Origin of the sequence: Jiella sonneratiae, from assembly GCF_017353515.1 — a bacterium.
Taxonomy (GTDB): Bacteria; Pseudomonadota; Alphaproteobacteria; order Rhizobiales; family Rhizobiaceae; genus Jiella; species Jiella sonneratiae.
On record NZ_JAFMPY010000007.1, the window covers coordinates 127,401 to 152,569 of the forward strand.

At 69.1% G+C, this 25,169-nt stretch carries 26 protein-coding genes and 1 tRNA gene; 13 read left to right on the plus strand and 14 right to left on the minus strand.

Translation table 11 applies throughout. From position 1 onward, the window contains the following. Nucleotides 1-42: 42 nt before the first annotated feature. The 8 genes from J1C47_RS08875 to J1C47_RS08910 form a co-directional block, all read right to left on the minus strand. Entirely contained in the window at nt 43-534 is a 492-nt protein-coding gene (locus J1C47_RS08875) for a TIGR02444 family protein (protein WP_207350389.1), read from the minus strand. Beyond that, nucleotides 531-1,784, minus strand: a complete 1,254-nt coding sequence (locus J1C47_RS08880) for an alpha-hydroxy acid oxidase (RefSeq protein WP_207350390.1) — start codon at nt 1,782-1,784, stop codon at nt 531-533. Before J1C47_RS08880 ends, J1C47_RS08875 begins: the two co-directional genes overlap by 4 nt. Then, entirely contained in the window at nt 1,784-3,466 is a 1,683-nt protein-coding gene (locus tag J1C47_RS08885) for a thiamine pyrophosphate-requiring protein (protein ID WP_207350391.1), read from the minus strand. Before J1C47_RS08885 ends, J1C47_RS08880 begins: the two co-directional genes overlap by 1 nt. Before the next feature lie 414 nt (nt 3,467-3,880). Further along, nucleotides 3,881-4,753, minus strand: coding sequence for an amidohydrolase family protein (locus J1C47_RS08890; RefSeq protein ID WP_207350392.1), 873 nt, complete (start codon nt 4,751-4,753; stop codon nt 3,881-3,883). A gap of 12 nt (nt 4,754-4,765) precedes the next feature. Further along, complete coding sequence (locus J1C47_RS08895) at nt 4,766-5,152, minus strand: RidA family protein (protein WP_207350393.1); 387 nt, start codon at nt 5,150-5,152, stop codon at nt 4,766-4,768. A gap of 12 nt (nt 5,153-5,164) precedes the next feature. Beyond that, nucleotides 5,165-5,965, minus strand: coding sequence for a 2-oxo-hept-4-ene-1,7-dioate hydratase (hpaH, locus tag J1C47_RS08900; RefSeq protein WP_207350394.1), 801 nt, complete (start codon nt 5,963-5,965; stop codon nt 5,165-5,167). Then, nucleotides 5,958-6,824 (minus strand): fumarylacetoacetate hydrolase family protein, encoded by an 867-nt coding sequence (locus J1C47_RS08905; protein WP_207350395.1) that lies wholly within the window; start codon nt 6,822-6,824, stop codon nt 5,958-5,960. The genes hpaH and J1C47_RS08905 overlap by 8 nt, the downstream gene beginning before the upstream one ends. Next, entirely contained in the window at nt 6,821-7,453 is a 633-nt protein-coding gene (locus J1C47_RS08910; RefSeq protein WP_207350396.1) for a flavin reductase family protein, read from the minus strand. Before J1C47_RS08910 ends, J1C47_RS08905 begins: the two co-directional genes overlap by 4 nt. Before the next feature lie 199 nt (nt 7,454-7,652). Here J1C47_RS08910 and J1C47_RS08915 point away from each other — a divergent pair, with 199 nt between their 5' ends. The 3 genes from J1C47_RS08915 to J1C47_RS08925 all read left to right on the plus strand — a co-directional run bounded on the left by J1C47_RS08915 (nt 7,653) and on the right by J1C47_RS08925 (nt 10,715). Then, nucleotides 7,653-8,618: a Bug family tripartite tricarboxylate transporter substrate binding protein gene (locus J1C47_RS08915; protein ID WP_207350397.1), complete on the plus strand. Its 966-nt coding sequence runs from the start codon at nt 7,653-7,655 to the stop codon at nt 8,616-8,618. 136 nt (nt 8,619-8,754) lie between these two features. Then, complete coding sequence (locus tag J1C47_RS08920) at nt 8,755-9,207, plus strand: tripartite tricarboxylate transporter TctB family protein (RefSeq protein ID WP_207350398.1); 453 nt, start codon at nt 8,755-8,757, stop codon at nt 9,205-9,207. Beyond that, nucleotides 9,207-10,715 carry a tripartite tricarboxylate transporter permease gene (locus J1C47_RS08925; RefSeq protein ID WP_207350399.1) on the plus strand — a complete coding sequence of 503 codons (1,509 nt, stop codon included), beginning with the start codon at nt 9,207-9,209 and terminating at the stop codon, nt 10,713-10,715. The genes J1C47_RS08920 and J1C47_RS08925 overlap by 1 nt, the downstream gene beginning before the upstream one ends. Before the next feature lie 148 nt (nt 10,716-10,863). On the opposite strand, the gene J1C47_RS08930 is transcribed toward J1C47_RS08925, so the two are convergent. Then, nucleotides 10,864-11,634, minus strand: coding sequence for an HpcH/HpaI aldolase family protein (locus J1C47_RS08930; RefSeq protein ID WP_207350400.1), 771 nt, complete (start codon nt 11,632-11,634; stop codon nt 10,864-10,866). Between the two features lie 116 nt (nt 11,635-11,750). Between J1C47_RS08930 and J1C47_RS08935 the strand changes: the two genes are divergently transcribed. Next, nucleotides 11,751-12,536 carry an IclR family transcriptional regulator gene (locus J1C47_RS08935; RefSeq protein WP_207350401.1) on the plus strand — a complete coding sequence of 262 codons (786 nt, stop codon included), beginning with the start codon at nt 11,751-11,753 and terminating at the stop codon, nt 12,534-12,536. A 137-nt stretch (nt 12,537-12,673) separates the two neighbouring features. On the opposite strand, the gene J1C47_RS08940 is transcribed toward J1C47_RS08935, so the two are convergent. Beyond that, complete coding sequence (locus tag J1C47_RS08940) at nt 12,674-13,729, minus strand: LacI family DNA-binding transcriptional regulator (RefSeq protein WP_207350402.1); 1,056 nt, start codon at nt 13,727-13,729, stop codon at nt 12,674-12,676. 211 nt (nt 13,730-13,940) lie between these two features. Between J1C47_RS08940 and J1C47_RS08945 the strand changes: the two genes are divergently transcribed. From J1C47_RS08945 to J1C47_RS08965, 5 genes are all read left to right on the plus strand, one after another. Further along, nucleotides 13,941-14,948 (plus strand): autoinducer 2 ABC transporter substrate-binding protein, encoded by a 1,008-nt coding sequence (locus tag J1C47_RS08945; RefSeq protein WP_425354552.1) that lies wholly within the window; start codon nt 13,941-13,943, stop codon nt 14,946-14,948. 293 nt (nt 14,949-15,241) lie between these two features. Beyond that, nucleotides 15,242-16,759 carry a sugar ABC transporter ATP-binding protein gene (locus J1C47_RS08950; RefSeq protein WP_207350403.1) on the plus strand — a complete coding sequence of 506 codons (1,518 nt, stop codon included), beginning with the start codon at nt 15,242-15,244 and terminating at the stop codon, nt 16,757-16,759. Continuing rightward, nucleotides 16,752-17,771, plus strand: a complete 1,020-nt coding sequence (locus J1C47_RS08955) for an ABC transporter permease (RefSeq protein ID WP_207350404.1) — start codon at nt 16,752-16,754, stop codon at nt 17,769-17,771. The genes J1C47_RS08950 and J1C47_RS08955 overlap by 8 nt, the downstream gene beginning before the upstream one ends. Beyond that, nucleotides 17,768-18,814, plus strand: coding sequence for an ABC transporter permease (locus J1C47_RS08960; RefSeq protein WP_207350405.1), 1,047 nt, complete (start codon nt 17,768-17,770; stop codon nt 18,812-18,814). The genes J1C47_RS08955 and J1C47_RS08960 overlap by 4 nt, the downstream gene beginning before the upstream one ends. 23 nt (nt 18,815-18,837) lie before the next feature. Then, the gene (locus J1C47_RS08965; RefSeq protein ID WP_207350406.1) at nt 18,838-19,692 is read left to right on the plus strand and encodes a sugar phosphate isomerase/epimerase family protein; all 855 of its coding nucleotides are present in this window, start codon (nt 18,838-18,840) and stop codon (nt 19,690-19,692) included. A 305-nt stretch (nt 19,693-19,997) separates the two neighbouring features. Here the strand turns inward: J1C47_RS08965 and J1C47_RS08970 are convergent. Then, nucleotides 19,998-20,072: transfer RNA gene (locus tag J1C47_RS08970), tRNA-Gly, on the minus strand. Between the two features lie 450 nt (nt 20,073-20,522). Between J1C47_RS08970 and J1C47_RS08975 the strand changes: the two genes are divergently transcribed. The 4 genes from J1C47_RS08975 (at nt 20,523) to J1C47_RS08990 (ending at nt 23,331) form a co-directional block, all read left to right on the plus strand. Further along, nucleotides 20,523-21,029 carry a prolyl-tRNA synthetase associated domain-containing protein gene (locus J1C47_RS08975; protein WP_207350500.1) on the plus strand — a complete coding sequence of 169 codons (507 nt, stop codon included), beginning with the start codon at nt 20,523-20,525 and terminating at the stop codon, nt 21,027-21,029. Further along, on the plus strand, nt 21,026-22,057 hold the full coding sequence (gene trxA, locus J1C47_RS08980; RefSeq protein ID WP_207350407.1) for a thioredoxin: 1,032 nt from the start codon (nt 21,026-21,028) through the stop codon (nt 22,055-22,057). The genes J1C47_RS08975 and trxA overlap by 4 nt, the downstream gene beginning before the upstream one ends. 253 nt (nt 22,058-22,310) lie before the next feature. Then, the gene (locus J1C47_RS08985; RefSeq protein WP_245396454.1) at nt 22,311-22,988 is read left to right on the plus strand and encodes an LON peptidase substrate-binding domain-containing protein; all 678 of its coding nucleotides are present in this window, start codon (nt 22,311-22,313) and stop codon (nt 22,986-22,988) included. Between the two features lie 148 nt (nt 22,989-23,136). Next, nucleotides 23,137-23,331 carry a Trm112 family protein gene (locus tag J1C47_RS08990; protein ID WP_207350409.1) on the plus strand — a complete coding sequence of 65 codons (195 nt, stop codon included), beginning with the start codon at nt 23,137-23,139 and terminating at the stop codon, nt 23,329-23,331. Nucleotides 23,332-23,353: 22 nt separating this feature from the next. Here J1C47_RS08990 and J1C47_RS08995 read toward each other — a convergent pair whose 3' ends face one another. From J1C47_RS08995 to J1C47_RS09005, 3 genes are all read right to left on the minus strand, one after another. Beyond that, nucleotides 23,354-24,046: a hypothetical protein gene (locus tag J1C47_RS08995; protein ID WP_207350410.1), complete on the minus strand. Its 693-nt coding sequence runs from the start codon at nt 24,044-24,046 to the stop codon at nt 23,354-23,356. Between the two features lie 250 nt (nt 24,047-24,296). Further along, entirely contained in the window at nt 24,297-24,794 is a 498-nt protein-coding gene (locus J1C47_RS09000) for a hypothetical protein (RefSeq protein ID WP_207350411.1), read from the minus strand. Beyond that, nucleotides 24,791-25,159 (minus strand): hypothetical protein, encoded by a 369-nt coding sequence (locus J1C47_RS09005; protein ID WP_207350412.1) that lies wholly within the window; start codon nt 25,157-25,159, stop codon nt 24,791-24,793. The genes J1C47_RS09000 and J1C47_RS09005 overlap by 4 nt, the downstream gene beginning before the upstream one ends. Between the last annotated feature and the right edge of the window lie 10 nt (nt 25,160-25,169).

The following is a 25,169-nucleotide window of genomic DNA, read 5'->3' on the forward strand; positions in this document are numbered from 1 at the left end:
GTGTTCAACGGGCGGACGCGTCAGCGTCTTCGCGCGTTTGAATCAGGCCGTCAGGTCGGCGAGCCTTGCGAGGTCGGGATCGTCGGGCGCAGCCGCCATGACGCGGCGCAGATTGGCGAGCGCGGTTTCGGCGTCGGCGTCGGCCCCGGCCAATTCGGCAGTCGCCGCCCAGGCCTCCAGCAGACCGAGTTCCAGGCGTTCCGTTTCGATCTCGGCCGCCTGCAGCTTCGCCCGAACGCCGTCCCGGTCTTCCGGCGTCGGCCCATGCTCGGGCATCGGCCAGTCCTTCATCGCACGCCGGGCCTGGCGAAGCGGGAGGACGACGCTCCTGTGCCAGCTTTCGACCGCAGCGGCCGGATCGTCCGTCGGGCCGAGGGCGCGGCCGCGCGCAGCCAGCCAGAGGGCGAGGAACAGGAGATTGACGTCGGCGCCGTGGCGCTCCTGCAGGGCGAGGCAGAGCGTCGAGACGCCGTCACGGCGATAGCGCCCGAGCGTCCATTCCCAGAGCCGCGGGATCTCCCCCGGCGCGCTCATTGCGCGGCGAGCTCCGCGACATGCGCCTTCGACGCGGGAAAATCGAAGCGGCCGGGATGGCGGATCGCCGCCTCGCGCAGGTCGGGCACGCTCCAGGCGCCGGACTGGGCCATGGCGACGGCCAACTCGTCCCGGAGCATGCGGGCGACGAAGGCGCCGCCCTCGTCCCCCGCCGCCGCGAGGCCCCAGAGAAAGGCGCGGCCGCAGAAGACGGCGTCGGCGCCCAGCGCGACCGCGCGGGCAGCATCGAGGCCGGACCGCACGCCGCTGTCAAACAGGATCTTCGCCCGGCCCGCCACCCGGTCCACGATCGCCGGCAGGACGTCGATCGGCGCCGGCGCGGCGTCGGACTGCCGGCCGCCATGGTTCGAGACCATCACCGCGTCGACGCCGGCCGCAAGCGCCCGCTCGGCGTCCTCCGGATGCAGGACGCCCTTGACCACCACGGCACGCGAGAAGGCCTTGCGCATGCGCGCGATCTCCGACCAGCTGAAGCTTCCGACCAGTTCCTTCTGGACGAAGGAGGCGATGCGGTCGAGGGTCGGGGTTCCTTCGACGTATCGATTGATCGAGCCGAAGCCGGGCATTCCGGCACGCAGCAGCGCGCGCGTCCAGGCCGGCGAGCGGGCGACCTGCCAGACGGTGGATGGTCGTGTGCGGAACGGTACGACCAGCCGGTTGGCGAGATCGCGCGGGCGCTTGGCCCGGACCGGCGCGTCGAGGGTCGCGACGATCGCCGACATGCCGGCCGCCTCGGCCCGGGCGATCATGTCGAAGGTCACCCGGTGGTCGTCGCGCGGGAAGCCGTAGAGCTGCAGCCAGGCGTTCGGCCCGGCGATCCCGGCGACCTCTTCGAGCGCGCTGTCGGCGAGGGTGCCGGTGATGTACGGAATGTTTTCGTCGCGGGCGGCACGTGCGAGGCAGCGCGAACTGCCCGGCCAGGCGAGCGCGTCCATGCCCACCGGCGAGATGCCGATCGGCGCCGAATAGCGCCGGCCGAAGAACTCCACCTGCGTGTCGGCCTTGCCCATGACGCCGTAGCGCGGAACGATCGCGACCCGGTCCAGCGCACGCCTGTTGACGTCGATGCCGACGTCGGCGCCGGTTCCGCCGTGAACGAAATCCCAGGCGAAGCGGGGGATCCGCCGCCGGGCGCGCGCCTCCAGGAACTCGTAGGTCGGGTGCCGCTGCAGGAGCCGCGCCGCCGCATCGGTGCGCGAGCCGGCGCCCCATCCCCCCGCGCGCGCCATCAGTAGTCCACCACGACGTTGAGGAGCGCCTGCCGACCTTCCGCGACCGCGGCGAGCGCCCGTTCGAGCGCCGGTTTCAACCCCTCGACCGTGTCGACGCGCTCGCCATGGCCCTTGGCGCCCGCAAGACACTCGAAGGCCGGCGAGGGCGCCAGATCGGCGAGCATCCGGCCCGCACCCTTCGCCGCCGCCCCCTTCGGATACATGGCCATGGTGGCGTTGCGCACAGCTCCGTGCAGCGCATTGTTGAACACGACGGTGAGGATCGGCAGGCCGTGGGCCTCTGCCACCCAGTGGCAGGCCGTGGGATTGGCGAAGATGTAGGCGCCGTCGCCGAGCGTCGCGACGACGGTCTTTTCCGGCGTGGCTAGCTTGATGCCGAGGGCGGCGCCGAGCCCCCAGCCGAGGCCCCCAGCAGGGCTCAGACCATAATAGGTGCCGGGGCGGGTTCGCTCGCAGTGCTCGACCCTGAGCGGATATTCGTTGACGATCACGGCCTCAGGACCGGCGACCTCGCCGATCACCCGGCTGACATATTCGGGCGTGAGCGCGTCCCCCGGCTCGGCCTTCGCCGCCTGCGCCTCGCGCCCAGCCGCGATCTTCGGGACCAGACGTTCCCGCCGCCTTGCGGCGAGCGCGTCGTCCGGCTTCATCTCTTGCAACAACGCCGAGAGGAACCGCGCCGGCTCGGCGGCGATCGACAGGTCCGAGGGAAAGCTGCGCATCGGATAGCGGGCGAAGACCGGGTCCTCCCCCACGTGGAAGACCTTGCAGCCTTCCGGCGGGCTCGCGAAATTCGGGATCCAGGGCACGTCGCAGTCGAGGACCAGGACGACGTCCGCTTCGCGGACATAGGGCGCCGGGTCGTGGCCGGCATTCATCGGATGGTCGGAGGCGATCGACACGAAGCGCTGGTGCAGATTGGCGACCGGGATCGCATGGCGCTCGGCGAGCGTCGACAGAAGCTCGAAGGCGAGGGCGCTCCGCCCGGCATTGGCCGTGACGACGACCGGACGCTCGGCCGCCGAGAGGGCCGCCGCGACCGTCTTCACGTGGTCGTCATGGGGGGCACCCGGCTGCACGGGGGGGCGCGGCGCGACGGTGTCGGTGCCGAATGCCGGCGCGGCCAGGACGTCGCGGGGAAGCGTCAGATAGACCGGGCCCTTCGGGCTGCTTTCCGCCACCTCGCAGGCGCGGGCGATCACGTCGGCGGTCTGCTCCGGCAGATGCAGCTCGTAGTCCCACTTCACCGCCTCGCGGATCATGCCCGCCTGGTCGAACATCTCCTGTGCCCAGTGGATGTAACGGGTGCGGGTTCCGTGGCGGCCCTTTTCGGAAAAGGGCGAGCGGCCGGCCAGCACCAGCACCGGCACCTGCTCGCGCGAGGCGTCCATGACGGCGTTGATCGTGTTCGCCGTGCCGACATTGACATGCACCATGACGGCCTGCATCCGCCCGGTCGCGAGCCAGACGCCGTGGGCCATCGCGACGGCGGCGTTCTCGTGCGGGACCACCAGCGGGCGCGGCAGGTCGGTGCCGTCCTTCTCGGCGCGCGAATAGGCCTCGACGACGGGAGGAAAGTCCGTCCCGCCGTTGGCGAACAGGAAGTCGATCCCCTGGCGGCGGAGCTGCCGCAGCAGGATTTCCGCCGCCTCCGGCGCTTCGATCCGAGACTGATGCATCGCTTCGTCCTCCCTCGGGACAGAAGCTACGGATGACGGCCATCAATGCAAATGACATGTTTGCATGGATTCGATAGCTGTGGGCTATGGCCTGGGAGGGCTCGACGCGTGGACGGCCACGATGGACGCGGCCGTCGGTCGTGAGCCCGGTCCGGCAGGGACTATCGTTCGTGCACGCGATGGCAACCGGGCGGCAACGGCGCCATGCGTGTGTCGAGCGGGGCACCGGCGCTCCTGCCGCTCTCGCCGGCGCCTGCGCGGCTCTGCACCGCCGGATCACGCAGCGTCGAGGGCTCGCCTTTGCCCCTGGGTGGCGGCGGCCGCCGTATCGGCGCGGCCGTGGCCCGAAGCCGGCGCGCAATCGGGGTCGCCCTTCGCGCCGAAACGTCTACCGCCCCGGGCAACCCGACGACGTCAGGCGAAGCCGAAGAGCTTTGCCGGATTGTCGACGAGAATCCTCGTGAGATCCGCTTCCTCCGGGGCGTAGCGGTAGAGGAGCTCGAGCAGATCCGCGTCGTTGGGCGGCTGCTGCTTCGACACCGGATGCGGCCAGTCCGTCGCCCAGACCACCCGGTCGGGAGCGTGGACAATGAGCTTTCGCGCCAGAGGCACGACGTCGTCGAAGGGCGCGCCGGTTTTCGAGATCTTCTCGCCGAGCGACAGCATCACCCAGAAATTGCCCTTGTCGAGAAGGTCGAGCAGCGCGCGGAAGCTCGGATCGTCTTCGCCTTTGGCGGCGTCGACCCGCCCCATGTGGTCGATCAGGACGGGCAGCGTCAGGTCGCGCAGGCGGTCGAGGCTGCCGGCGATGCCGGTCTGTTCGGGCTGCACCTTCATGTACCAGCCGAGATCCGTCAGCTTGCCGACCGCCCGGTCGAAGGCCGCGTCGTCGAGCACCGCGCCGAGCGCCGCCCGGAAGCTGAAGCGTGCGCCGTTGATCCCGGCGGCGTCGAGCTCTTCCAGATAGGCGTCGTCGCGCTCGCCGAAGACCAGGGCGTTGGCGCAGCCCTTGTAGTTCGGGCCCAGAGCCTTCAGCCCGTCGAGCACCACCCGGTGATCGGCGCCGTAGGTCGTGGTCTGGACGATGATGCCGCGCTCGATGCCGAGCTGGGCGTGGACGTGCCGTGCCCGTTCCCAGGTGGCGGAGGGCATGTGATAGGCCGCCCCCGGCCGGGTCGGATAGACCGCCGGATCGCCCAGCACGTGGAACTGGCTGTCGCAGCTCTTCGGCGGCGGCAGGCGGACGGGACGCCGGGGCTCGGGGTCGAAGGGATAGTAGTCCGGCATGTCCGGCTCCGTTCAGCTTGAGACCTGTGCGACGAAATCGCACTGAATGAGTTTGCCGCCGTCGAGATCGGCCTGCATCGCCTGCCGGACCGGGCGATCCTCGGGATCGGGAAAGAGCGCCAGCCATTCCCGGTTGAGCGCCTCGCGCTGCGAGCGGTCCTTCAGATAGACGTTGAGCTTGACGATGCTGGCGGGCGTCGTGCCGGCCGCTTCGAGGATCGCCCTCAGATGGCCGAACATCAGCCGGCACTGGGCCTCCATGCCCTCGGCGGCGCTCCCGGTCGCGGGATCGAGACCGTAGATGATGCCGGACATCAGCGTGCCGTTCACCAGCGCGGCCGCGGGGATCGGGTTCTTGTGCGAAAACGCCTCGATGTAGATGCTCTTGCGGCGAGCCATCTCAGTTTCCTCCTATGCAAAGCGGCAGGCGACGGAGCCCATCTCGCCGAAATCGGCGTGGAAGGTCCGGCCGGCGGCGGCGGCGATCGGCCGGATGAAGGAGCCGGAAAGGATCACCTCGCCCGCCTTCAGGCTCTCGCCCCAGGGGTGCAGCCGGTTGGCGAGCCAGGCGACGCCGATCCCGGGATGGTTCAGGACGCCGGCCGCGACTCCGGTCTCCTCGATCTGCGCGTCGCGGTAGACGAGCACCGAGACGCGGCGAAGGTCGACGTCGGTCGGCCGGACCATCCGCCCGCCGCAGATGATCGCGCAGTTGGCGGCGTTGTCGCTGATCGTGTCGAGGACGGTGCGGCTTCGCCCGGTCTCCCGGTCGACGCGGCGGATGCGCGCGTCGAGGATCTCCAGCGCCGGCTGGACGTAGGCCGTCGCGTCGAGCACGTCCTGCAGCGTGCAGTCCGGGCCGTGGAGATCGTGCCGCAGGACGAAGGCGAGTTCCGCCTCCACCCGCGGCTCGATCAGCCGGCCGGTGTCGATCTGCACGCCGTCGGCCCAGAACATGTCGTCGGTCAGGACGCCGTAGTCGGGCTCGTCGATGCCGACGGCCTGCTGCATGGCGCGCGAGGTCAGGCCGATCTTGTGGCCGCGCACCCGGCGCCCGCGGGAGGTCTTGATGGCGATCCAGTGCCGCTGGATCGCATAGGCGTCCTCGAAGGTCATGTCCGGATGGCGCAGCGAGAACTGCTCGACCTGGGTGGCGCCGTGTTCGGCGGCGTCGAGATCGCGGGCGAGGGCGCGCCTCGTATCCTCATCCATCGCGGCGCACCTCATCGCAGACGCCGTTCGACAGCGTGCCGATCCCCGCGACCGAGACCTCGACCACGTCGCCGGGCTTCAGCCATACCGGCGGATCGAGGCGGACGCCGGCGCCGGTCGGCGTTCCGGTCACGATGACGTCGCCGGGAAGCAGCGTCGCGAAGCTGCTGAGATAGGCGATGAGCCGCGCGAAGGGGAACATCAGGTTCGCCGTGGTGTCGCGCTGCCGCAATTCGCCGTTCACCCGCGTCTCCAAAGTGAGTTCCGAGCCGGGATCGAGTTCGTCGGCGGTAACGATCCACGGGCCGAGCGAGCCGGAACGGTCGAAGTTCTTGCCCTGGGTGACGTTGAACTTGCCGTGCCGCAGCCAGTCGCGGACCGTCCCCTCGTTGCAGAGCGTCAGGCCGAAGACGTGCTCCAGCGCCCGCTCTTGCGGGATGTGCCGGCCGGCCCGGCCGATCACCATCGCGATCTCGCCCTCGTAGTCGAGCTGTTCGGAGACCGTCGGACGCTCCAGCGGCACGCCGTGGCCGACGAAGGACGAGGCCGAGCGCACGAAGAGGCTCGGATATTTCGGCAGGTCGGAGCCGTCCTTGTACTCCTCGTTGCGGTTGCCGTAATTGACCCCGATGCACCAGAGCTTCTCCGCGCCCGGCACCGGCGGCCGCAGCGTGACGTCGGCGAGCTTCAGTACCGGCGCGTCAGCGGCCGCCGCCTTGACGGCGGCGGCGTCTAAGCCTTCGATCAGCGCCTTCAGATCGCCGATGCCCGGCAGGCGCCCGGCGAGATCCCGCACCGTTTCCCCCTCGACCGGGCCGAAGCCCGCGCCGCCCGCATGGGTGAAGCTCGCCAGTTTCATGTCACCTGTTCCTTGTCGGTCGTCTTCTGGGTCTGGCGCACCGACGGCATCGTCACCACCCGGCCCAGCGTCGCGTAGTTCGGCCCGCCGAGACGGCAGACCGGGTCGAGTTCGAGCGTGTCGACCTTGCCGTCGCGCAGGAGGCCGTCGCGGATGTGGAACCGCAGCACCTCGCCAACGATGAAGCGGCTCTTCGTGTCGCCGAATTCCAGCGTCTGGTGGAGCCGGCATTCCATCGCCACGGGGACGTCGGCGAGCCGCGGCATGTCGACGAGGTCGCAGGGCACCGTCTCGAGCCCGAGCATCTCGGCCTCGCTGACGTCGGCCGGAAGCTCTTCGGAACTGAGATGCAGCGCCTCGGTCATCGGCCCGTCGGCGATGTGGATCACGTAGTCGCGGTTGATCAGGACGTTCTCGGCCGTGTCCTTGTAGACGCTCCCCTTGCGCCCGACGCTGATGCCGAGGAGCGGCGGCTTCGGGGAGACGAAGGTGAAGGCGCTGAACGGCGCGAGATTCATCTTGCCGGCGGCGTTCCTCGTGCCGACCCAGGCGATCGGCCGCGGCACGACGAGCCCGGTGATCAGGCGATAGCTCTTCTCGGCACTCAGACTGCCGGCGTCGATGAACATGCTGTCCTCCCGTCCCGGCAGATTTCCGTCGAAACCACGACGGGGCGCAAACCAAAAACGATCAAACTTCCATCATGTGGAATAAATCCCGAATCGTCGTTGATCGTCCTGACGCTTTCTGGCGGATTGCCACCGTGCTGGCGTGGGATCCCGGTCGTTCGCCACGGGAGAGCATCGACATCTCAGGGAGGAAAATCCAATGCGATCAATTGCAAAGATCATGGCTGCCGCGGTGGCGCTTCTGCCTTTCGCCGCACCGGCGCTGGCGCAGGCCTTTCCGGAAAAGCCGGTCACCCTCGTCGTGCCCTATCCGCCGGGCGGCAACGTCGACAGCGCAGCCCGCCTGATCGCGCCGCGCATGGAGGAAAAGCTCGGCCAGCCGATCGTGGTCGAGAACCGCGCCGGCGCCGCCGGCATGATCGCCGCCGAATACGTCAAGAACAGCGACCCCGACGGCTACACCCTGTTCATGGCCGCGAACGGCCCGCTGCTCTTCGCGCCGATGACGATGAACCGGCCGAAGGCCTACGACTGGAAGACCGACTTCGCGCCGATCAGCTCGGTGTCGATCACCCCGATGGCTCTGACCGTCCGAAGCGACCTCGGCATCAAGACGCTGCCCGAACTCGTCGAGCGGGCGGACAGCGACGGTCTGCTGATGGCTTCGCCCGGGGCGGGCACCACCAACCACCTCGCCGCCGAAAAGCTGATGGCCGAAACCGGCAAGAAGTGGCGGATCGTGCATTACAAGGGCAACGCCCCGGCGCTGGCGTCGCTCGCCGGCGGCGAGACGGCCTTCGCCTTCGACCAGATGTCGGTGATCCTGCCGCAGATCAAGGAGGGCACGGTGACGCCGCTCGCCGTGACGTCGAAGGAGCGGGTCAAGGCCCTGCCGGACGTCCCGACCCTTGCCGAGACCGGCGTCGTGGACTTCCAGGCGGTGACCTTCACCGGCCTCCTGGCGCCCGCCGGAACGCCGAAGGACGTCGTCGCGAAGCTCGTCGACGCCGTCGACTACGCGCTGTCGGACGAAGAGGTGCAGAAGCGCTTCGCCGATCTCGGTTCCGACACGCAGGCGATGTCGCCGTCGGAGTTCGGCGACTTCCTGGCCGAGATGGACAAGACCTGGCGTCCGGTGGTCGCCGAGGTGAACGCCAAGCGGTGAGGCACCCGCCATCGCGCCTCCTTCGGGGGCGCGGTGCCGGCGGGTCGGGCCTCGGCACCGAAGGCGCGTCGCGGAACGGCCGCGACCGCGCCGCCGGCGCCGCCCCCGATCCGCCAGCCAATCGGAGATCCCTTCCATGAAAAGCGTGTCCGTGCGGCTCGGACTGTGGGCCGAGCGCATCTTCGCCGCGTTCCTCTTCGCCATGGGCGGCGTCCTTGCCGTCTACGGCTGGGACTACGGGCTCGGCGAGATGAACGACATCGGGCCCGGCGCCTTTCCGCTCGGCCTCGGCCTCGTGCTCATGGCGCTCGCTCTCCGCTGCGCCTACGAGGCCACTCCGGAGGACAGCGCCGAGCGTGATCTCTCCGCGCTGCTCTTCATGGTGCCCGGCATCGTCCTCTGGGCGCTGCTGATCGACTGGGCGGGGCTGGTCGCCGCGACCGCCGTCCTGGTGCTCTTCTGCATACCCGCCGAAGCGAAGCTGCGGCCGCTCGGCGCCCTGGTGCTCGCCGTGCTTCTCTGCCTCGCCGGCTGGCTGGTCTTCATCGAGGGGTTCAATCTCCCCCTCACGCTCTTTGGAGCGCGCTGATGTCCGTGTTTCACGATCTCGCCATGGGCTTCGGCATCGCGCTGCAGCCGACCGCGATCCTCATCTGCTTCGCCGGCGTGCTGCTCGGCACCTTCGTCGGCGTGCTGCCGGGGATCGGCGCGCTGGCGGCGATCTCGCTCTGCCTGCCGCTGACCTACTACATGCTGCCCGTCCACGGGCTGATCCTGCTCGCCGGCATCTTCTACGGAGCGCAATACGGCAGTTCCACCGCCGCCATCCTCCTGAACATTCCCGGCACGCCGTCGGCCGCCGCCACCTGCCTCGACGGCTTCCCGCTGTCGAAGAAGGGACGCGCCGGACAGGCGCTGTTCGTCGTCACCCTCGCCTCGTTCTTCGGCGGCTGCGTCGCGATCATCCTCCTCATCGTCTTCGCGCCGCCGCTCGCCCGCTTCGCGCTGTCCTTCGGCGCGCCGGAATATTTCGCCGTCATGCTGCTCGGGCTGATCGCCGCCTCCACCGCGAGTTCCGGCTCGGCGGCCAAGGGCCTCGCCATGGTGGTTCTGGGGCTCGGGCTCGGCATGGTCGGCACCGACGTCACCTCCGGCACCTACCGCTTCACGTTGGGCATGGTCGAACTGACCGACGGCATCAACCTCGTCGCGCTGGCCATGGGCCTCTTCGGCATCGCGGAAGTCCTGACCAATCTCGCCTCGAGCGAATCCGCGGCGCCGCCCGCCCGCTCCTTCCGCCTGCGCGAGATGCTGCCGACCCGCCGGGAGGCGAAGGACAGCGTCCGGCCCGCCATCCGCGGATCGCTGATCGGCTCGGCGGTCGGCGCCCTGCCGGGGACGGGACCGGCGATCGCCGCCTTCCTCGCCTATGCGATCGAAAAGCGCGTCTCGCGCCATCCGGAACGCTTCGGTACCGGCGTCTTCGAGGGAATCGCGGCGCCCGAGGCCGCCAACAACGCGTCCGTGCAGGCGGCCTTCATCCCGACCCTGTGCATCGGCATTCCGGGCGACGCGGTGATGGCGTTCATGCTGGGCGCGATGATCATCCACGGCATCGTGCCGGGCCCGCAGCTCATCTCCGAACAACCGGAAATGTTCTGGGGGCTGGTGTCGAGCTTCTGGGTGGGCAACGTGCTCCTGCTGCTGATCACCCTGCCTTTGATCGGCTTCTGGGTGCGGATCCTCTCGATCCCGCGGCAGTATCTCTATCCGACGATCCTGTTCCTGATCTGCGTCGGCGTCTACAGCGTCAACAACAACGTCTTCGACGTCTTCGTGGCGGTCGCCTTTGGCCTGCTCGGCTTCGTGATGAACTCGCTGCGCTATCCGGTCGCCCCGGTGCTGCTCGGCTACATCCTCGGCCCGCTGATCGAGGAGAATTTCCGGCGCACCCTGTTCATCTCGAACGGCGACGTCACGGCCTTCGCCTCGTCGCCGGTCTCGATCATCTTCCTGGCGCTGTCGGTGCTGGCGCTGGTCTGGCCGCTCTATTCGCACCGCCGGGCGCTGCGCCGGGCACGAAGCGCCGAGGTCTGACCCAGGCAGCCGGGCCGATCAGAGGGGATCCGAGGGGGAGGGGACGATGGCGACGAACCCGGCAGGGCCGACGGCGCTGCGTCCCGTTCCGCCGGCGATCGCAGGCGTCGGCAAGGCGGGCCGGCGCCCGCCCGCCTCAACCGCCGCCTCATCCCTTGAAGCGCTTGGCGAGCCCCCGCACTTCCCGCGCATAGAGCGCCGCGTCGACGCCGACGGCGACGAAGCCGGCACCGGCCGCAATCAGCCGGTCGGCCGTCTCGAAGCCGGTGGTCAGGATGCCCGACGGCCGGCCGGCCGCCGCGATCCTCGCGAAGGTCTCGTCCAGCAGCCGGTCGAGCTTTTCCGCGTCCCGCGGCAGGACGAGCCCGCAATTGGCCGCGAGGTCGGCAGGACCGACGAACACCCCGTCCACCCCGTCGACGGCGGCGATGGCTTCGAGATTGTCCAGCCCCTTGCGCGATTCGATCTGGACGAGGACGCAGATCTCCCCGCCCGCCCGCGCCTGGTATTGCGGGATCGAACCGAAGCGCGAGGCGCGCATCGTCCCGGCGACCCCGCGCGAGCCTTGCGGCGGATAGCGCGTCGCGTCGACCGCCGCGGCGGCCTCTTCGGCGCTTTCCACATAGGGGATCAGGAGGGTCTGCGCGCCGATGTCGAGGAGCCGCTTGATCCGCACCCGGTCGTTCCAGGCCGGGCGCACCACCGCCGCCGTCTCGTAGCCGGCGACGATCTGCAGCCTGTGGAGGATGTCGGCGTCGGAGGTCGGCGTGTGCTCGGTGTCGAGCAGCAGCCAGTCGTAGCCGGCGCCGGCGGCGATCTCGACGGCGACGCTGCCGTCCATGGTGCACCAGAAGCCGATCTGGCGCTGCCCGGCCCGAAGGGCCTTCTTGAAGCGGTTCTCGAGTGGGTCGACGGCCATCGCGGATCTCCTCCTCCTTGCCGGTCAGTTCCGCGATGCGTCTCACGCCGGCCGCGGGGCTGCAATTGAAACGCGACGAGACTTCCATCATGTGGGAACCCTCGACGGAGGATCCCATGGCGCAGGACGGGGCCCGCAGCGGCACGCAGAGCATCGAACGCGCCTTCGCGATCCTGCGCCTCGTCGCGGCGAACTCGCCGCGCGGCCTGCGGCTCACCGATCTGACGCGGGAGATGGGCCTGCCCGCCTCGACGCTCCACCGGATCCTCAAGACCCTGCAGGACGGCGGGCTGATCGAGCGCAGCCGCGAGGGCCGCCGCTACATCATCGGCAGCGAACTGACGCTTCTCGGCCTGTCGTCGCCGATGCGGCATTTCCGCGAACTGGCCTCGGGAACCCTGCGCAGCCTCAGCGACCAGGTCGGCGACGCCGTCTTCCTCTCGGTGCGCAGCGACGCCGACACGGTCTGCGTCGACCGCAAGATCGGCGACTTCCCGATCCAGGTGCTGTCGATCGAGATCGGTTCGCGCCGGCCGCTGGGCATTTCAGCCAACGGCGCCGCCATGCTGTCGCGCATGACCACCGGCAAGGCCGCCGCGATCCTCGACCAGAACGCCGATCGGCTGCAGAGCTTCGGCGTCGAGCGCGCCGTCCTGATGGAGCGGATCGCGGCGGGCCGGACGCTCGGCTACGTCCAGATCCGCCACGCCATCGTCGAGGGCACCAGCGCGCTCGCGGTGCCGATCCTGGACGTGCTCGGCCAGCCCGTCGCCGCCATCAGCACCATCGCGATTGCCTGGCGCCAGCCCGATCACCGCATTCCGCTGCTGATCGGCCTCCTGCAGGCGGCGGCGGCCGAGATTTCCACCGCCTTGATCGAAGACGCGACGCGGCGGCGGTAGCGCATGATGCCGATAGGCGGGAACCGGCTTTCGGAAAAGATCCTCCGCACGGAGGAAAAGAGCGCAGCACGACGATCGCGGTGCGTTTCATCCCCGCTTTGGCGCGGAATGCCGGGCCTCTCGCCGTACCCCTCGCCTCAGGATGGCTCGGAAACCGGCGCCGGTTCGATGTCGCGCGGCACCACCGCGAGCGTCGGCTTCACCACGATCGGCGCCTGCGTCTCGGCCGGGCGCTCGTCGATCACCTCGAAGCAGCGGCTGATCAGTTCCTCGACGTTCTGGCGCATCATCAGCACCGGCAGGGGAAGCGATGCGGCGAACGGGTCCCAGTCGAAGCAGGCGAGCACCATCCGGCCCGCGCTGGCGAAGCCTTCCTGTCGCAGGTGGGTGACGAGACCCTCGAAGGCGGTGATCGAATTGATGAACACGCCGGGCGGGACGCTCCCCTGGGCGATCCTTTCGACGAAGACCGTGCGCGCGGCGCGCGGCTGGTAGCCGCAGCGCAGGACGCGCCCCGGTTCGGCCGGGAAGCCGCGTTCGGCGAGCGCCTGTTCGAAGCCGGCGACCCGCTCGTCGGTGGCGAATTCCGCCTCGCGCCCGCCGATGAAGGCGATCGCCGCCGGATCGCCGCCGCGCGCCAGCACGCAGTCGACGAGCCTTGCGGTCAGTTCGTGCGCGCCGCCCCGATTGTCGGTGACGACGGAGGGTGCGCCCGGCCCCGGCAGGTCGAGATTGACGCAGGCGACGCCGGCGGCGTCGCAGCGGGCGTTGAGCTCGTCCGGCCGGTCGACGCCGGCGATGATCAGGCAGTCGACCTGCTGGGCGATCAGGGTCTCTGTCACCGACCGCTCGGTCTCCGGCTGGCGCTGGGTGCTGACGACGATCGGCGTCAGTCCGCGTCCGCGCGCTTCGGCCTCGAAGGCCTCGGCAAGTCCCGCGAAGAAGCGGTTGCGGTAGTGCGGAATGATCATGCCGGCGAGGCCCGAGCGGCTGAGGCGCAGGCCCCGCGCCTGGAGATTGGCGGCATAGCCGACGGATTTGGCCGCCCGCATCACCCGCCGGGCGGTGTCGGCATTGATGCGATAGCGCTCCCAGGAGCCGTTGAGGACGAGACTGACCGTCGCCGGCGAGGTCTTCGCCGCCACGGCGATGTCGTAGATCGTGGAACGGCGCCCCGCCGTCTTCTTCGCCATCCGCCTTCAGCCTCGTTCGTTCGTTCGTCCCGGTCCGGGCGCCAGCAATAGCAGGTCGGCACGGCTGTTGACGAGTTCGCTAAATGGATTTAGCTTCACGGTCATCGGCAAAGCCACCGCGTTTTGCCGGCCTTCGCGACACGCGGATCCGCGCCCGGCTCGGGAGAGGCCACGGCGCTGAATGTTGGGATTTTCTGGGAGGAACTTCATGATGTTCGCAATGACGACCCGCCGCGCCCTGATGGCGGCCGCGGCCGGTCTCGCTTTCGCCGTCGCCGGTCCGGCCTTTGCCCAGGACGGCAAGAAGCCGACGATCGGCGTCGTGGTGAAGATCGGCGGCATTCCCTGGTTCAACGCCATGGAAGTCGGCATCAAGAAGAAGTCCGAAGAGCTGGGCGTCAACGGCTTCATGATCGGCCCGACCAGCGCCGATCCGGCGCTCCAGGTGCGCGCCGTGGAAGACCTGATCGCGCAAGGGGTGGACGTCATCGGCGTCGTGCCGAACGATGCGCAGGTGCTGGAGCCCGTGCTCGCCCGGGCGATGAAGGCCGGCATCAAGGTCATCACCCACGAATCCCCGAAGCAGGAGAACGTCGACTGGGACTTCGAGCTCGCCTCGGTCCAGGGCTTCGGCGAAGCCTATGGCAAGCAGCTCGCCGAGAAGATGGGCGGCAAGGGCAAATACGCGGTCTTCGTCGGCTCGCTGACGGTGCCGCTGCACAATGCCTGGGCCGATGCCGCGATCGCCTATCTGAAGAAGAACAATCCGGAGATGGAGCTCGTCGGCGACCGCTACGGCGTCGCCGAGGACGTCGACGCCTCGCGGCGCACCGCGCTCGACCTGATGCGTGCCCATCCCGACCTCAAGGGCTTCCTCGCCTTCGGCAGCCAGGGCCCGATCGGCGCGGCCCGCGCCGTCGAGGAGCGCCGCATGGGCGGCAAGATCGTGGTGCTCGGCCCGTTCTCTCCCGGCCAGGGCCGCAAGCTCGTCCACGACGGCATCCTGACCGGCGGCTACATGTGGAATCCCATGCAGGCCGGCGAGGTCTTCGTCACGCTCGGCAAGATGCTGATCGACGGCAAGGAGATCAAGGACGGCATGGAGATCGAAGGCCTCGGCACCATCCATCCCGACATGGAAGGCAAGGACATCATCGTCGACCAGCTCGTCAACATCAACGACGAGACCGTCGACAAGCTGGCCGAGATGGGGCTGTAGACCGGGCGTTTCTGCGGGGAACCGAACGTTCCTCGCCGAGCCTCGCTGAGCGACCCCCCTCTGCCTTGCCGGGCATCTCCCCCGCAAGGGGGGAGATCAGCGGCTTCGGCGCGGGCCGCTCACTCCGAGCGCTTCCCTTTGCTTCGTCTCTCATGGGTTGGCGAAAGTCCCCGATCGAGGTCGATCTCTCCCCTTGCGGGGGAGATGCCGGCAGGCAGAGGGGGATACCGCGTCCCGGCCGTCGGAGGTTGGCAGACCGGTCGCCTTCGCCGCTTCATTTTTTGAGTTGTGACATGTCCGCTGAGCCCCAGACCGCTCCAGACGGCCGCGACCTCATCCGCCTCGAACACGTCTCGAAGCGGTTCGGCGGGGTGCAGGCGCTGGACGACGTCGCCTTCGACGTGAAGCCCGGCGAGGTGCTGTGCCTCGCCGGCGAGAACGGCTGCGGCAAGTCGACCCTGATCAAGGTGATCAGCGGCGTCCACAAACCCGAGACCGGCGCCGTCATGCGCTTCGACGGTGCGCCGATGGACGATCTGACGCCGGCCCGCGCCCGCGCGCTCGGCATCCAAGTCATCTGGCAGGACCTCGCGCTGTTTCCGGAAATGTCGGTCGCCGAGAACATCGCCTTCGAGAAGAATCTCGGCGCGCGCCTGCGCCTCGTCGACTACGGCGCCATGCGCCGCGAGGCGGCCGCCATCCTCGACCGCCTCGGCGTCGACATCGATCTCGACGCCCCGGTGAAGTCGCTCTCGATCGCCAGGCGGCAACTGGTGGCGATCGCCCGCGCCCTCGTCGCCAAGGCGCGGCTGGTCTTCATGGACGAGCCGACGGCCAGCCTGAGCCGGGCCGAGACGAAGGCGCTGCTTCGGATCGTGCGGCGTCTGTCGGAGGCGGACATCGCCGTCGTCTTCGTCAGCCACCGGCTGGCGGAGGTTCTCGACGTCTCGAGCCGGGTCACCGTGCTGCGCGACGGCAGGCTGGTCGGCACCTATCCGACGAGAGGCATGACCCAGACGAAGCTCACCGAGCTGATGACCGGCAGGACCTTCGGTCAGGAGGTCCACGCGCCGCGCACGCGTTCCGGCACGCCGGTGCTCGCGGTCGAGGGGCTGACGCGGGCCGGCGAATACCGCGACGTTTCCCTCGCCGTCATGCCGGGCGAGATCGTCGGCCTGATCGGCCGGCTGGGCGCCGGTCGCACCGAACTGGCGCTGTCGCTCTTCGGCATGACGCGGCCCGATGCGGGCACGATCCGGCTCGAAGGCCGGCCGCTCAGGATGGGCTCCAACCGCGACGCGATCGCCGCCGGGATCGGCTATGTCTCGGAGGACCGGCTGTCGCTCGGCCTCGTCCAGCCGCAGTCGATCGGCGACAACACGGTGGTGACGGTGCTCGATCGGCTCGTCGACGATTTCGGGCTCCTCTCGCCGAAGAAGCGCCGCGACCTCGTCGCTGACTGGATCGACCGGCTGAAGGTGAAGATCGGCCATCCCGACGACCCGGTCTCGACGCTGTCGGGCGGCAACCAGCAGCGGATCGTGCTCGCCAAGTGGATGGCGACCGGGCCGAAGCTGCTGATCCTCGATTCCCCCACCGTCGGCGTCGACGTCGGGGCGCGCGCCGGCATCTTCGAGATCGTGCGCGAACTTGCGGCGGGCGGCGTCGCGATCCTCCTGATCTCCGACGAGACGCCGGAGGTCTATTTCAACGCCGACCGCATCTGGCACATGCGCGACGGCCGGCTGATCGAGGAGTTCGTGCCTGCAGAGACGACGCTCGCCGCAGTCGAGGAGGCCGTCCATGCCTGAGACGCGCTCCCGCAGGCTGCCGATCGGCGGGGTCGAGGGCTGGCTCCTCGTGGTGATCGCCCTGATCGTCGCCTATCTCTCGATCGCCACCGACACCTTCCTCACCCTCGTCAACGTCTTCGACATCCTGAACTATTCGGCGGTGAACGTGATCTTCGCGGCCGGTCTCCTGGTGGTGCTGATCGCCGGCGGCATCGACATCTCCTTCGCCGTCGGCGCCTCCGTCGTCCAGTATCTGGCGGTGACCGCGCTCGGCCGGATCGGCGGCGGCGACTGGGCGCTCGGCATCGCGCTGTCGCTCGTCCTCGGCGCCTGTCTCGGGGCGATCAACGCCGCGCTGATCTACCACTTCCGCATCATCTCGATCGTCGTGACGATCGCGACCTTCAACCTGTTCTTCGGCCTTCTGATGTTCTTCACCGGCGGCGTGTCGATCTACGACCTGCCGGACTGGCTTTCTTCGCGCGTCGTCCTCTACGACGTCGAGACCGATCTCGGCTGGGCGGAGATCACCCTGCCGGTGCTGGTGATGGTGGTCACCGTCTTCGCCACCTGGCTGCTTCTGCGCCGCACGAGCCTCGGGCGCCAGCTCTTCGCCATGGGCGACAACACCGAGGGCGCCCGGCGGCTCGGCATAAATCTCGGCGCCATGCACTATCTCGCCTATGGCTGGCTCGGCGCCTGTGCCGGCCTCGCCGGCCTGATGCAGGCGCATTACGCCCGCGAGGTGGTGCCGAACGCGCTCTACGGCCGCGAACTGGAGGTGCTCGCCGCGGTCGTCCTCGGCGGGGCGCGTCTCGGCGGCGGCCGCGGCACGCTGTTCGGCGCGATCCTCGGCCTCGCCCTCGTCTCGATCACCCAGAACGGCCTGAACCTTCTCGGCGTCTCGCCCTATGCCTTCCGCATGATCATCGGCTTCGTCATCCTCGTGGCGATCAGCCTGTCGGGCGAGACGATCGGCCTCGTGGCGAGCCGGCTCAGGGGGCCGAAGGCGGCCGGGAGCGTCCGATGAACCAGTTCGTCGCGACCCTTCTCGGCCACGGCCCGCGCCATGCCGGATCGAGCGTCGCCGCCCGCAGCGAGATCGCCGGCCTCCTCCTGGTCCTCGCCGTCCTGGTCCTCGTGCTCGGTGCCACCACCGGACGCTTCCTCAGCGAGGCGACCTTCACCTCGATCGCCTTCCAGCTTCCCGAACTCGGCCTCCTGACGCTCGCCATGCTGATCCCGATCCTGTCGGGCGGGCTCAATCTCGCGATCACCTTCTCGGCCAACATCGCCGCCCTCGTCCTCGCCTGGATCCTGCAGGCCGGCGGCGGCGCCGATGCCGGCATCGCGCTGTTCCTCCTCGGCTGCCTGGCGGCGGTCCTGACGGGCGCCTTCTTCGGCGGCGTCATGGGCCTCGTCATCGCCTATACCGGGGCGCATCCGATTCTCGTCTCACTCTCCATGATGATCTTCCTGCGCGGCCTCGGCGAGTTCCTGACCCGCGGCGGCGACGTGTCGGGCTTTCCTTCATTCGTCGTCGCGATCGGCCAGGGAACGGTCTTCGGCATTCCGGTGCCGCTCCTCGTCTTCCTCGCCTGCGTCGCCGTGTGGATGCTGATCCTCAACCGCTCGCGGCTCGGCTTTTCGATCTACATGCTCGGCTCCAACCCGGAAGCGACCCGCTATTCCGGCGTCGACACCCACCGGGCGCTGACGCTCGTCTATGTGCTGTCGGGCGTCATGTGCGCCATCGCCGGCATCGTCATGCTGGCGCGCTTCAACTCGGTGCGGGTCGGCCACGGCGAATCCTATCTGCTGATCACCGTGCTGGCCTGCTTCCTCGGGCGGGTCGATCCGTTCGGCGGCTTCGGCCGGGTGGTCCCGGTGGTGATCGCGCTGGTCATCCTCCAGGTGATCGGCTCCGGCCTCAACCTTCTCGGCACCAACCAGCATCTCGCGACGGCGCTCTGGGGCGGCATCCTGGTGCTGGTCATGGTGGTGCGCGCCCTCTGGGCGCGGCTTGAAATCTCCAGCTATCTCGCGTCGCGGCCAAGGCCGGGGCGCAGGTGACCATCGACAGGGAACGATCGACCATGAGCGTCAGCGGATTCGGCGTGCACACGGCCATGTGGGCCATGGAATGGAACCGGGCGGCGGCGGAATTCGCCATCCCCGAGGCGGTCAAGCACAAGATTGACTTTCTCGAGATCACCATGCTCGACCCGGAAGGGGTCGACGCGGACCACACCCGGAGCCTGCTCGAAAAACACGAGGTCGACTGCGTCTGCTCGCTCGGCCTGCCGCTCGACAGGCTGCCGACCAACAATCCCGAGGGCGCGCTCGAGTTCTTGACGATGGCGCTCGACAAGTCGCATGCGATCGGCGCCAAGGCGATGAGCGGCGTCATCTATGGCGGCATCGGCCAGCGCACGGGCGTCGCGCCGACGCAGGGCGAGATCGACGCCACCGCCCGCGTCGTCGCAAAGGCCGCCGCCTATGCCGCAAAGCTCGGCATGGATTACGGCCTCGAGGCGGTGAACCGCTACGAGAACCACATCCTCAACACCGCCGAACAGGCGGTCGATCTCTGCGAGCGGGTCGGCGCGAAGAACGTCTTCGTCCATCTCGACACCTATCACATGAACATCGAGGAGAAGGGCATCGCCAACGGCATCCTGAAGGCCCGCGAGCACCTGAAATACATCCATCTGTCGGCAAGCGACCGCGGCACGCCCGGCTGCGACACGATCCAATGGGACGAGGTCTTCGCCGCGCTGGCCGCGATCGGCTTCAAAGGCGGCATGGCGATGGAGAGCTTCATCACCGTCCCGCCGCAGGTGGCGAGCGCCCTTTCGGTGTGGCGGCCCGTCGCCCCTTCGCGCGAGGAGGTGCTCGGGCAGGGACTGCCCTTCCTGCGGGGCAAGGCCCGGCAATACGGCCTCATCTGAGGCGACCAGGCTGCGGCAGTCGAGCCCGGTGGCGTTCGGGTCTCGTGTGCGATCGCGGCGCGGCGGGTTCGTGCAGAGGCGCCTGAACGGCGCCCCGCAGGCCTCGACCGACGTCGACGCATTCGAGATAGCGGTCGTTGAGCGCAAACCGCTCCGTTGTGGAAATCCGGGCGATCGCTGGATGATGCCCGCGCGGTCCCCGGTCTCGCGACCGGACGAGCGTTCCGACCACGTGGCTGATGCCGCGTGAAAAACCGGATTGCGCTTGACGCGCACTCAAGTCGCCGGATCGGACAAAGGAAAAATGGAGCGGGCGATGGGATTCGAACCCACGACCCCAACCTTGGCAAGGTTGTGCTCTACCCCTGAGCTACACCCGCCCGCTCCCGGCGGCGACCCGTTTCCGGTGCCGCGGACGGGCGCTATATGGCGGAAAGCACCGGACAATGCAACAGCGAAATTCGGCACACCCGCGAAATTCGGCCGGGCGCGGAATCCAGGGCGCCGGTTGCGCCGAAGCCCCGGTTCCGCCCTTCAAAGCGGCGGCGGTCTGGGCTATGCCGGAGCCGGAATTTTTCGGCCACGTCCCGCGCCGGCCCGCCGGGAAGGGCGGCCGTGCCGGGACGAGAGGCACGGCGGGCGATCTTCGCACGGCGAGCGTGGCTTTCGCGCCAAGCCCCGGGCGACGGGGACGAGACGTGGGTCGGAACGAGTGAGCCAGCGACGTCGGGCCGAGACTTGATGCAGAGACTTAGGGGCCGAGAGTTGGGGGCGAGACTTTGGGCGAGGACGTGGGGGAACGAGCCGTGGCGGCGAGCCGTGACGAACTGATGGCCTATCTCGGCGAACTCGGCATCGCCGCGGCGACGATCGAGCATCCGCCGCTCTTCACCGTCGCCGAATCGCAGGCGCTGCGCGGCGAGATCGCCGGCGGCCACACCAAGAACCTCTTCGTCAAGGACAAGAAGGGCCGGCATTTCCTCGTCGTCGCCGAGGAGAGCCGCGCGGTCGACCTGAAATCCCTGCACCGGGTGATCGGCGCGCAGGGCCGCGTCTCCTTCGCGGACGCCGACCGGATGATGGAGATGCTCGGCGTCACCCCCGGTTCGGTGACCGCCTTCGGCGTCCTCAACGACCGCGACGGCCGGGTCACGGTGGTGCTTGATGAGGGCCTCCTCGCGCACGATATGGTGAACTGCCATCCGTTGACCAACACGGCGACGACGACGATCGCCACCGACGGATTGATGACATTCTTCCGGGCGACCGGGCACGAGCCTCTCGTCGCCCGGCTTGACGGCGACAGCGGCGATAGCGGCGACGGGCGGGACGCATGAGCAACAATCCCTACGGCAATTCCTTCGGAGGCGGTCTCGGACCGCAGACGGTCGGCCAGGGCGGCCAGGGCGGCGCCGGCGGCGCTGCTGGCGGCCGGCGCGACGCGGCGGGGACGGCAGGTCTCGCCGGCCTCGGCCAGGGCGCGGCGGCGCCCGGCGACCTGATCAAGGAGACGACGACGGCGAAGTTTTCCGCCGACGTCGTCCAGGAATCGCGCAATCAGCCGGTTCTCGTCGACTTCTGGGCGCCCTGGTGCGGTCCCTGCAAGCAGCTGACGCCGATCCTCGAACGGGCGGTGAAGGCGGCCGGCGGCAAGGTCAAGCTGGTCAAGATGAACATCGACCAGCACCCCTCGATCGCCGGGCAGCTCGGTGTCCAGTCGATCCCGGCGGTCTTCGCCTTCGTCAATGGCCAGCCCGTCGACGGCTTCATGGGCGCGCTTCCCGAAAGCGAGGTCATGGCCTTCATCCAGCGCCTGACCGCCGGCCAGCCGGGGGGCGACCCGATCGGCGAGGCGCTCGACGAGGCGAACACGCTTCTGTCGGAAGGCGACGTGGCGAGCGCCGCACAGCTCTTCGGCGCCGTGCTGCAGCACGAGCCCGGCCATGCCGGGGCGAGCGCCGGCCTTGCCGAATGCTACCTGAAATCGGGCGATGCCGAGCGGGCCAGGGCGCTGATCGACCAGGTTCCCGCCGACAAGGCGGAAGATCCGGCGGTGGCGGCGGTCCGGGCGAAGCTCAAGCTGCGCGAGGAGATCGCCAAGCTCGGCGATCCCGCCCAGCTGCAGGCCCGGCTGGAAGGCAATGCCGACGACCACGAGGCGCGCTTCGACCTCGCCCTCATCGCCAATGCCAAGGGCGACCGGCAGACCGCGGCGGGTCATCTCCTCGAGATCATCAGGCGCGACCGCAGCTTCAACGACGATGCGGCGCGGCTGAAGCTGCTCGAGCTCTTCGCCGCCTGGGGGCCGACCGACCCGGCAACCAGGGAGGCGCGGCGCAGGCTGTCGTCGCTGCTCTTTGCCTGATTTCGGCGCCTGATCCGAGGGATCTTCACCGGGGGCAGAACCGGTGCGCGGGCCGCCGCCGGTGCGGAAGACCCCCCGCGGCATGCGAGGGACGGTCTTTTCTTCGCATCCCGTGCGACGGGAGAAACCGCTTTGCGAACGAGGCCTTGGTGCGCCGAGCCATGGCGGGCGCCGCGGGCGGGGGGCGATGCCGCCGGCCCTTGAGATCGCCCGCCGCCGACCCACATCCCGCCAAGGTCGACGGAGGCATTCATTGGTCCAGGCGGGCAATCACACCTACGCTGAGGAAGCCGATCTTCCCGGGACGATCCCGGTCTTCCCGCTGACCGGAGCGCTGCTCCTGCCGGGCGGCCAGCTGCCGCTCAACATCTTCGAGCCCCGCTACGTCAAGATGATCGACGACGCGCTCGCCGGCGACCGGATCATCGGCATGGTGCAGCCGAGCCTCGACGGCGGCAGGCGGTCGGACGGCGAACCGAAGCTCTGCGAGGTCGGATGCATGGGCCGGATGACCTCGATCGCCGAATCCGGCGACGGCCGCTACATCATCAGCCTGCAGGGCGTCGCGCGGTTCAGGATCATCGAGGAACTCTCGACCCGCATGCCCTATCGCTGCTGCCGGGTCGCGGCCTTCCTCGCCGATCTTGACGCCGGCGCCGGCGAGACGGAGGTCGACCGCGACGGGCTTCTGCGGGCGTTTCGGCGCTTCTGCGACGCGAACCAGATGGAGGCGGACTGGGATTCGATTCGCCGCGCGTCGAACGAGACGCTGGTCAACGCGCTGTCGATGATGTCGCCATACGGGCCGGCCGAAAAGCAGGCGCTTCTCGAGGCGAGCGACCTGAGGACGCGCGCCGAGACGCTGGTCGCCATGACCGAGATCGCGCTCGCGCGCGACGGCGACGAGGACGGGCCGACGACGCTGCAGTGACGCTTCCGGGCCCCGAGGCCGGCGTGCTAGAGCATGTCCTGCCGCAGAGACGATGCTCTCGGGGCGAGGGCGGTCCGGCATGGTCACGCGCGTGCGGCGCGGCCGCGGGCCGCCGCAGGACCCCATCGGCCAACCGAACGGACCAGCCATGAGCGAACGCCAGAAGGACGGGCAGCCCGATCCCAAACTCCTCGAGCTTTTGGTCTGTCCGCTGACCAAGAAGCCGCTCCTTTACGACCGCGAGCGGAACGAGCTGGTGTCGCAGGCCGCGCGGCTCGCCTTCCCGATCCGCGACGGCATTCCGATCATGCTGCCGTCCGAGGCCCGCGAGATCGAGGATTGATCGCAAGCGCGTCGCGGCGGCCTCAGCCGCGCGACCAGATCCCTGCCCCGGCGAGGGGCGGCTTGCGCCGGACGTCGAACCATTGCGGCCGAAGGTTCAGGGCCGCGGCGAAGACCACCAGATAGAGATAGCCGGCAAGTTCGAGGGTCTCCTCGAGCGAGGCGAAGCGGCTCTTTTCCATGATCTCCGCACAAACGAGGATGGCGAAGGCGGTTCCGCCCGGCACCGCCCAGAAGAAGTTGAGATCGCGCAGCCGCCGCGCCAGCGGCTCGCGGCGCAGCGCCGCGAGGCCGACGACCACCGCGACGGCGAGGATCCGCGTCACCTCGTTGCCCGTCTCGCTCAGGCAGACGCCGCCGTCGTAGAAGTGGCTGGTGCAGCCGGGCGTCTCGCGGATGACCGCGAGAAGGCAGCCGAGCGCCAGCGCCAGGGCGCCATAGAAAAGTTCGTAGTCGAGCCGCAGCGCGGCGACGAGGAACATCAGGCCGGCAAGGCCGACCACCACCATCTGGACGAGTTCGATCGGGCCGTTTTCGCGGAACACTGCGGTGGCGGGGAACAACGCCTCGCAGAACAGGCTGGCGGCGAAGGCGGCGGCGATGCTGGCGAGCGCCAGCGCCCCGCAGGCGGCGGCTTCCTTCGCCGTCCGGCGAAGCACCGCGACGCGGAAGGCCTCGGCGAAAAACGGGCCGGCCGCGTGAACGACGTGTGGCATGCCTTCTCCCTGTCCGGATTCGTCCGGAAGGACGAGGTGGTAAGGCAGCCTTCATGACATTTCGGTGACGTCTCCGGCAAGCGCCGCAGAGGCGGTTTCGGCAAGGCGGGACGGGCCGTTTTCCCTTTACCTAGAGGAACTTGGCAGTGGCGGCGAGAGGTGCCGGGAAGCCGCCGGGAGGGGGCCGGGCCCCCGTCGCCTCCTTTGCGGGGCGGCTCGTTGAAGCAGCCTCGGCCGGTCTGCGCCCGCCTCAGGGCGTCAGCAGGCGGGTCTTTTCGTTGAGGAAGATTCTTCGGCAAATCTCACCGAAGGAATTGTCGACGACGAGCGAGGCGATAGGGTCGTTCAGCAGGTCCTTGCTGCTGAACATCGACAGGCACTGGGCGCGCCACAGCGCGTAGCGCTCCGGCTCCGCCCGCATGTCCGCGGCCTTGAAATAGGCGAGGAAGAGGGCGGCCGAAAACACCATGGCGCAGATCGGAATGACGGCGCCCTTGGACCGGTCGATCCCGAACAGATAGGTGACGAGGCCGCCGATCAGGCTGAGGGCGGCGGCGATCACCTGGCCGGCGACGCCGACCCGGCTCAGCCCGCCGATGAAGCCGGCGGTCGAGGCGACGAGCGCGATCGCCGCGAGGAGGGCGAAGACCGTCAGCCTTTCGGCGCTGGCGACGAAGCCGAGAACGAGGATCCACGATAGCAGCGTCACTGCGGCCGCCACCAGCAGCCAGTAGGGGACGACGCTCACGTCTGGTTGCCCGGCAGAAGGAAGCTGTTGTTCTCCATCGACCTGTCGAAATCGAAGGGAACCATGGTCGTGGTCTGCCCTTCCCTGACCCCGCCGGAACTGCCGCAGAGCGAGCTGAGAAACCTCGCGAGCCGACCGTTGAGAAGGAGCGAGCAGTCGCCCGCGCCGCTGCCGGTGGCCGGGGCGAGGTTGGCGGTGCCGCCCTCCGCGGCTGGCGGGGGCTCGGGCGAGGCGTCGCTGCGGGAATTGGCGGCCGGGGGGACGCCGATCGCCGCCGGTCCCTGGGCATGACCGAGGGTACCGGCCGCCGCCGTCACGAGCGCCGTGGAGATGCTGAGGCCGATCGCCTTGCGCCGAAACCGCATGACGCCTTCC

Bases quoted from the DNA above. Each gene is read 5' to 3' on its own strand.
- J1C47_RS08875 (WP_207350389.1), bottom strand. From the start codon at position 534: ATGAGCGCGCCGGGGGAGATCCCGCGGCTCTGGGAATGGACGCTCGGG.
- J1C47_RS08880 (WP_207350390.1), bottom strand. From the start codon at position 1,784: ATGGCGCGCGCGGGGGGATGGGGCGCCGGCTCGCGCACCGATGCGGCG.
- J1C47_RS08885 (WP_207350391.1), bottom strand. From the start codon at position 3,466: ATGCATCAGTCTCGGATCGAAGCGCCGGAGGCGGCGGAAATCCTGCTG.
- J1C47_RS08890 (WP_207350392.1), bottom strand. From the start codon at position 4,753: ATGCCGGACTACTATCCCTTCGACCCCGAGCCCCGGCGTCCCGTCCGC.
- J1C47_RS08895 (WP_207350393.1), bottom strand. From the start codon at position 5,152: ATGGCTCGCCGCAAGAGCATCTACATCGAGGCGTTTTCGCACAAGAAC.
- hpaH (WP_207350394.1), bottom strand. From the start codon at position 5,965: ATGGATGAGGATACGAGGCGCGCCCTCGCCCGCGATCTCGACGCCGCC.
- J1C47_RS08905 (WP_207350395.1), bottom strand. From the start codon at position 6,824: ATGAAACTGGCGAGCTTCACCCATGCGGGCGGCGCGGGCTTCGGCCCG.
- J1C47_RS08910 (WP_207350396.1), bottom strand. From the start codon at position 7,453: ATGTTCATCGACGCCGGCAGTCTGAGTGCCGAGAAGAGCTATCGCCTG.
- J1C47_RS08915 (WP_207350397.1), top strand. From the start codon at position 7,653: ATGCGATCAATTGCAAAGATCATGGCTGCCGCGGTGGCGCTTCTGCCT.
- J1C47_RS08920 (WP_207350398.1), top strand. From the start codon at position 8,755: ATGAAAAGCGTGTCCGTGCGGCTCGGACTGTGGGCCGAGCGCATCTTC.
- J1C47_RS08925 (WP_207350399.1), top strand. From the start codon at position 9,207: ATGTCCGTGTTTCACGATCTCGCCATGGGCTTCGGCATCGCGCTGCAG.
- J1C47_RS08930 (WP_207350400.1), bottom strand. From the start codon at position 11,634: ATGGCCGTCGACCCACTCGAGAACCGCTTCAAGAAGGCCCTTCGGGCC.
- J1C47_RS08935 (WP_207350401.1), top strand. From the start codon at position 11,751: ATGGCGCAGGACGGGGCCCGCAGCGGCACGCAGAGCATCGAACGCGCC.
- J1C47_RS08940 (WP_207350402.1), bottom strand. From the start codon at position 13,729: ATGGCGAAGAAGACGGCGGGGCGCCGTTCCACGATCTACGACATCGCC.
- J1C47_RS08945 (WP_425354552.1), top strand. From the start codon at position 13,941: ATGTTCGCAATGACGACCCGCCGCGCCCTGATGGCGGCCGCGGCCGGT.
- J1C47_RS08950 (WP_207350403.1), top strand. From the start codon at position 15,242: ATGTCCGCTGAGCCCCAGACCGCTCCAGACGGCCGCGACCTCATCCGC.
- J1C47_RS08955 (WP_207350404.1), top strand. From the start codon at position 16,752: ATGCCTGAGACGCGCTCCCGCAGGCTGCCGATCGGCGGGGTCGAGGGC.
- J1C47_RS08960 (WP_207350405.1), top strand. From the start codon at position 17,768: ATGAACCAGTTCGTCGCGACCCTTCTCGGCCACGGCCCGCGCCATGCC.
- J1C47_RS08965 (WP_207350406.1), top strand. From the start codon at position 18,838: ATGAGCGTCAGCGGATTCGGCGTGCACACGGCCATGTGGGCCATGGAA.
- J1C47_RS08975 (WP_207350500.1), top strand. From the start codon at position 20,523: ATGGCCTATCTCGGCGAACTCGGCATCGCCGCGGCGACGATCGAGCAT.
- trxA (WP_207350407.1), top strand. From the start codon at position 21,026: ATGAGCAACAATCCCTACGGCAATTCCTTCGGAGGCGGTCTCGGACCG.
- J1C47_RS08990 (WP_207350409.1), top strand. From the start codon at position 23,137: ATGAGCGAACGCCAGAAGGACGGGCAGCCCGATCCCAAACTCCTCGAG.
- J1C47_RS08995 (WP_207350410.1), bottom strand. From the start codon at position 24,046: ATGCCACACGTCGTTCACGCGGCCGGCCCGTTTTTCGCCGAGGCCTTC.
- J1C47_RS09005 (WP_207350412.1), bottom strand. From the start codon at position 25,159: ATGCGGTTTCGGCGCAAGGCGATCGGCCTCAGCATCTCCACGGCGCTC.